1 protein-coding gene is annotated in these 6,712 nt (G+C 68.2%); it reads right to left on the bottom strand.

The features are described 5' to 3' along the window. Positions 1-277 precede the first annotated feature (277 nt). Positions 278-6,679 carry a non-ribosomal peptide synthetase gene (locus DWF74_RS26530; protein ID WP_275896149.1) on the bottom strand — a complete coding sequence of 2,134 codons (6,402 nt, stop codon included), beginning with the start codon at positions 6,677-6,679 and terminating at the stop codon, positions 278-280. Between the last annotated feature and the right edge of the window lie 33 nt (positions 6,680-6,712).

Below are 6,712 nucleotides of genomic sequence, written 5' to 3'. Positions count from 1 at the left end.
GTCGTAACCTGCCTGAGAATTCGGAAATGGTTGAAGAGAACGTCCTTGTTTCAGATGCAACCTTTCAGAGGCGGCGCAGGGCCCGAGCGCTCAGCGGCCAACGGCCAACGGCCAGCGGCTCGGGCAAACGCCGCAGGCACTGATCCCGCCAGGGCTCCCGGCAGCCTGGAAACGCTAAAACATCCGTCCTTGAGTGTCTGACATGGGAAGCCAGGACATGCCCCCGGCGCTGTCCCGGCCTCCGTCCTGTGGCGCCCCTGCAAGGCCGAAGATGGGCTCAGAGGCGCCGCTGGCGCTTGAGCTGGGGAATGGTGGTGGCGGGAATCTCCAGGCGCTGCAACTGGCACTGGGTATGGGCCGCCAGGGCCGCCAGGGTCGGCTGGCTGAACAGCAGCCGGGCATCGGCATGCAGGCCCTCCTGGCGCATGCGCGCCACCAGGCTGACCGCAAGCAGGGAGTGCCCGCCCAGTTCGAAGAAATGGTCATGGCGCCCCACCCGCTCGACCTGCAGCACCTCGGCCCAGAGCCGCGCCAGGGTCGTTTCCAGCTCGCCCTGGGGCGCCTCGAACTCGCGGCTCAGCACTGCGTCCACCCCGGGTTCCGGCAACGCCTTGCGGTCCAGCTTGCCGTTGGCGCTCAGGGGCAGCGATGCCAGCCGCACATAGGCGGCCGGCACCATGTACTCCGGCAACTGCTCCAGGACATGGGCCCGCAGTGCCTCGATACCCGGCGGCGCCTGGTCCGGGTGCAGGCTGAAATAGGCCACCAGGCGCTCATCGCGCATCAGCACCGCCACCTCGCGCAGGGCCGGGTGTTGCGCCAGCCGTGCCTCGATCTCCCCCAGCTCCAGGCGCAACCCGCGCAGCTTGACCTGGAAGTCGTTGCGGCCGAGGAACTCCAGGTCGCCGTCGGCGTTGTAGCGCACCAGATCGCCGCTGCGGTACAGGCGGTCACCGGCCACGAAGGGGCTGTCGATAAAGCGCTCGGCCTGCAACTGCGGCAAGCCCAGGTAGCCCCGGGCCACGCCGACGCCGCCAATATGCAACTGGCCGCTGACCCCCAGGGGCACCGGCTGGTCATGGGCATCGAGCACATACAGCCGGGTATTGGTAATGGCCCGGCCGATGGGCAACTGCACCGGCGGTACAGGGGCCCCGGGTTCCAGGGTCCAGGCACTGCTGTCCACCGTGGCCTCGGTGGGACCGTAGACGTTATGCAACCGGGCCTTGGGCAGGCGCCGCTGGAACAGCCGGGCGATGGCCTCGGTGAGCTCGCCACCACCGCAGAAAACGTCGGTCAGGCTGTGGCACTGTCCGCTCTCCTCCAGTTGCAGGAACTGCAGGAGCATCGCCGGCACGAACTTGATCATGGTCACCTGCTGCGCTTGCACCAGCTGCGCCAGGTAGCCCGGATCACGCTGGCCGTCGGGCCGCGCCAGCAGCAGGCGCATGCCGCTGACCAGGGGCCAGAACAGCTCCCACACCGAGCCGTCGAAACTGAACGGGGCCTTTTGCAGCAAGGTGCCGCCCGGACATGGCCCACACAGTCGCGAACTCCAGTGCATCAGGTTGCCCAGGCCACGGTGCTCCACCATCACCCCCTTGGGGTTGCCGGTGGAGCCCGAGGTGTAGATCACATAGGCCAGGTGCCTGACCCCGAGCCCCGGCACCACAGGGTCATCCTGGCCCGGGTGCTGCCAGTGGTCGCGGTCGAAATCGATCAGCGGCACGGCCTGGGCCTGCAGCAGCGCCCGGGTGGGCTGGTGCACCAGCACCGCCAGTGGCTGGCTGTCATTGATCAGGAAGCTCAACCGCTCCGGCGGGTACTCCGGGTCCAGGGGCACATAGGCGCCACCGGCCTTGAGGATGCCCAGCAGGCCGATGAGCATTTCCAGGCCGCGCTCCACGCACAGCCCGACCCGCACGTCCGGCCCCACCCCTTGCTCGCGCAAGTGATGGGCCAGCTGATTGGCCCGCTGGTTGAGCTGGGCGTAGCTCAGGCATTGCTCGCCGGCCTGCAGGGCAATCGCCTGGGGCGTGCGGCGGACCTGGGCTTCGAACAGCCCGTGCAGGGTCAGCTCGCTGGGGTAGTCGGACGCGGTGGCGTTGAACGCCAGCATCTGCTGCCGATACTCCGCCGCCGGCAGGATGGACAGGCTCTGCAGCAGGGTCTGCGGTGCCTGTTCCAAGGCCTGGACCAGCCCCTCCAGGGCGCAGCTCAGGTAGTCCAGCAGGCGCTGCGCGCCGATCCGCCGGGGCGCTCGGGCTCCCAGGCGAAAGCCCGGTTCCAGGTCGTCCACCGCCAGCATCAAGGGGTAGCTGAGCACTTCTTCGCTGCTCAGCCATTGCGCCCCCGGCACGCCTTGCAACAGGGCCTGGGCGTCGGCGGCGACGTTGTGCCGGTAGTTGAGCAAGGCATTGAACAGTGGCGTCGGCGCCGCCACGCCGCTGCAACGCTGAGCCAGGGACAGGGGCCCCTGCTCATGGGCCAGCAGCGCGCTGAGACGTTCCTGGGTCTGGCGCAACCCGGCCGCCACCGTCAGCCCCGCCAGTTCCAGACGCAGCGGCAAGGTGTTGATGAACATGCCCAGGGCCCGGTCCGCTCCCGCACCGGCCTGCAAGCGACCCAGCAGTACCGTGCCGAACAGCAGGTCCTCGCGGCCGCTGGAGCGCCCCAGCACCAGGCCCCAGGCCAGGTGGAACAGGCTGGCGGCACTGACCCCGAACTGCCGCACCTGATGACGCAGGCGCAGGCTCAAGTCGTGATCCAGCAGAGCACTGGCATGCTGCTGATCCAGCGGCTCGCCCGCACGCTCCTGCCACTCGAAGGCCAGGGTCGGCTGGTCCACCTGGGCCAGGTATTCACGGAAGAACGCAGCATGGGAGGCCTGTCCCAACCGCGTGCGGGCCACGTAGTCACGGTAGGCAAAGGCCGGCGCCAGTGGCTGTTGCCGGCCGTTCATGTGGGCGGCGATTTCCGCCATCAGCAGGGCCGTGGACGTGGCATCGTTGACCAGATGATGAAAGCGCAGCAGCGCGAGCCAGCGCTGGTTCGGCCGGTCCTCGGCCCAGGCCAGGGCCAGCAGCGGTGCCTGGCGGATATCCAGCGGGTTGTGCCGCGGGTGGCAATGCTCGCGCAACTGCTCCGCCAGCGAGCCGCCCTCGGCCGCCGGCTGCCACTGCTCCACCGGCAACCGGGCCTGGCGCCAGACTACCTGCAGCGGCTGCTCTGCCGCGTCCCAGACCAGGCTGGTGCGCAGAATGTCGTGGCGCTCGATCACCGCCTGCAAGGCCTGGGCGAAGGCGTCCAGGTCCTCGCGACGGGAAAAGGCCAGCAGCGCGTGCTGCTGGTACGGGTCATGCGCGGCAAAGGTCATGTGGTGGTAGAGCAAGCCCTCCTGCAGCGGCGCCAGGGGATAGATGTCCTGCACGTTGCTCACACCACCGGGAACCTGGGCCAGCACCCGGTCGATGCTTGCCTGGTCCAGGTCCACCAGGGTCAGCATCTGCGGGGTGATGTGCCGGCAATCGGCAGGTATGCCATTGGCCGGGATTTCCACGTCCTGCCGGCCCTCCACCGCCGCGGCCAGGCTGGCCAGGGTCGGCTGGCCGAACAGCACCCGCACATCGGCATGCAGCCCCTGCTCCTGCATGCGCTGGATCAGTTCCAGGGCCAGCAACGAATGGCCGCCCAGTTCAAAGAAATGGTCATGGCGACCCACCTGTTGCACCTGCAGCACCTGGGCCCAGAGCTGGGCCAGGGTGGTTTCCAACGGGCCCTGGGGGGCCTGGTACTCGCGGCTGACCAGGGCCTCGGGCCCGGGTGCGGGCAAGGCCTGGCGGTCCAGCTTGCCGTTGGCGGTGAGGGGCAATGCCTCGAGCCGTACATAGGCCACGGGCACCAGGGCGTCGGGCAACTGCCGGCGCAGGAAGTCCCGCAGGTCACTGATCGGCACGGCCTCGCGGGCGGTGAACCAGGCCACCAACTGGCCGTCCCGGGCCTGGACCAGCACCTCCTGCAGCGCGGGATGGGCGCCCAGGCGGGTTTCGATTTCTCCCAGCTCGACGCGCTGGCCACGGATCTTTACCTGATCGTCATTGCGCCCCAGGTACTCCAGGCGGCCGTCCTCCAGCCAGCGAGCCAGATCGCCGGTGCGGTACATGCGCGCACCGGGCCGGTCGCTAAAGGGATCGTCGAGGAAACGCTCGGCCGTCAGCTCGTCGCGATTGAGGTAGCCCCGGGCCACCCCGTGGCCACCGATATAGAGTTCGCCGGCAATGCCGATGGGCAGCGGGCGTTGGCGCTCATCCAGCAGATAGACCCGGGTATTGGCGATGGGCCGGCCGATATGCAGCGGCTGCCCGGCCTCGATGCTCCCGGAGGTGGCCACCACCGTGGCTTCGGTGGGGCCGTAGTTGTTGATCAGGGCAAAGCGCTGTGGCTCGGGTAACTGGCGCAGGCGATCGCCACCGATCAACAGGGTGCGCAGGGTCGGATGACCGAGCCGCTGGCTCAAGGCGTACTCGGCCACCGGCGTGGGCAGGAAGCTCACCTGCAGCGGCTGGGCCCGCCACCAGGCGAGCAACCCATTGAGGTCTTCGGGGCCGTCACTGGCCGGGGCCAGGTGCAGGGTCGCCCCGGCGCACAGGGCCGGCCAGACTTCCCAGGCCATGGCATCGAAACCGAAGCCGGCCAGGCAGGAGGTGTGGCTGCCGGCCTGCAGCTCGAAGGCCCGGCAATGCCAGTCCACCAGGGCGGACAGGCTCTGGTGTTCCACCATCACGCCCTTGGGCAAACCGCTGGAGCCGGAGGTGTAGATCACGTAGGCCAGGTGCTGCGCCGTCAGCCCGGGCACCTGGGGACCGGGCGCCGAGCCTGACTGCCATTGCTGATCGTCCAGCTCGATCAGCGGCACTGCCAGGCTCGGCAGGCGCTCGCGCAAACCGGCCTGGGTCAGCAGCGCCACCGGCTCGCAGTCCTCCAGCAGGTAGGCCAGTCGCTCAGGGGGATACGCCGGGTCCAGCGGCACGTAACAAGCACCGGCCTTGAGGATCGCCAACAGGCCGACCAGGGTCTCCAGGCTGCGTCGGGCCAGGATCGCCACCCGCTGATCGGGACCGACCCCAAGCCCTTGCAGGTGCAGGGCCAGGGCATTGGCCCGGCGGTTGAGCTGGTCGTAACTCAGCTGCTGGCCCTGGGCAACCAGGGCCACGGCGCTCGGAGTGCGCTGGGCCCAGGCCTCGACCCGCTTGTGGATGCGCTGCTCGGCAGCCAGCGGCTGGCGGGTGGCGTTCCACCCTTGCAAACGCGCGTTCTGCTCTGCGCTGAGCAGCGAAAACTGCTGCACCGGCAAGGCCACGTTCGCCAACCCCTGCTCCAGCACATGGATCAGGCAAGCGGCCAGGGCCTCGATCTCATGGGGCTGGAAATACCCCGTGTCGTAGACGTAATGCATCCAGGCGTTGTCGTCGAAACGGTTGCTGCGCAGGTGGATGGCCAGGGGCGTCGGCTCGTGGCGATTGGAAACTTTCACCGACGAGGCCACGGCATCGCCGTAGCGGTATTGCAGGTCCTCCAGTTCATAGGACAGAGTCAGTTCGAACAATTGCCCGCGGTCTTCACGCAGCAGGCCGAGGGCGCGATTGAGCTCGCTAAGGGGAAAGCGCTGATGACGATAATCCTGCTTGAGCACGTCCCGCACCGCCGCCACCAGCGCCTCGAAACTCAGCTCGCGGCCGAAGTCCATGTGCACCGCACTGACTTGGGTGAAACAACCCAGGGTCACCTTGAAGGCGGCGTTGGGCCGGTTCAGCACCGGCATGCCCAGGACCCAGTGGTCGCGCTGGCCGGTGCGGGCGAAATACACATGCAAGGCCGCCAGCAGCACGTGGAAGGCCGAAGCCCCGGTGCTTGTGCCCAGGGCTTTCATCCGCTCATGCAGGGCTGCGGGAAAGGCCTGCACCAGGGTCGCCCCGGGCGTCCCGGCTTCCTGGCCCGGACGATGGCGCGGGCGCAGCAGCGGCTCCGGCAGACTCTGGTACTTGGCCAGCCAGTAGTCCCGGTCCCGGGCATAACGGCTGGACTGCTGGTAGCGCGCGTCGTCCTCGATGAAATCGACAAAGGACGGTGCGCCAGGGCCGGGCTGCTCGCCCCGCACCAGGGCGCTGTAGAGGCTACCCAAGGACTGGGATAACTGGGCAAAGCCCCAACCGTCGAGGATCAGGTGATGGGCCTCGGCTTGCATCAGGTGATGCTCGGGGCTCAGGCGAAACAGCGAGAAGCGGCACAGGCGTTCGCCACTGAGTTTGAACGGCTGCTGCATCTGCCAGTGAATCCGCGCCAGGGCAGCGGCCAGCGGGTCGGCCTCGGCGGACAGGTCGTGAAATGCCAACTGCACCGGCCAGTCGCGGTCGAAGTACTGCAACGGCAGGCCGTCGCTGCTGCCCTCCAGGGACAGCACCGTGCGCAGCACATCATGCTTGCGCACCAGCGCCTCCACCGTGCGCTGCATCAGCTCGGGCTGGAGCGGTCCCTTGAGGTCGGCATAGCCGCCGATGTTGTACAGCGGCGAGTCACCGCGGCTCAGTTGATCGAGCCAGATATCCCGTTGCCCGGTGGTCAGCGGCAAGCCTTGGGCCAGCTCCGCCCCGGCGCTCATGCCATCACCGGTGCTGAACATCCAGCAGGCAGCGCACCGTGGATGACAAGGGTG

This window comes from Pseudomonas protegens, from assembly GCF_003363755.1.
In the GTDB taxonomy this organism is placed as follows: Bacteria; Pseudomonadota; Gammaproteobacteria; order Pseudomonadales; family Pseudomonadaceae; genus Aquipseudomonas; species Aquipseudomonas danubii.
Note: the sequence above shows the minus strand (reverse complement) of the source record. Positions and strands in the feature narration are given on the sequence as shown.

Bases quoted from the DNA above. Each gene is read 5' to 3' on its own strand.
- DWF74_RS26530 (WP_275896149.1), bottom strand. From the start codon at position 6,679: ATGTTCAGCACCGGTGATGGCATGAGCGCCGGGGCGGAGCTGGCCCAA.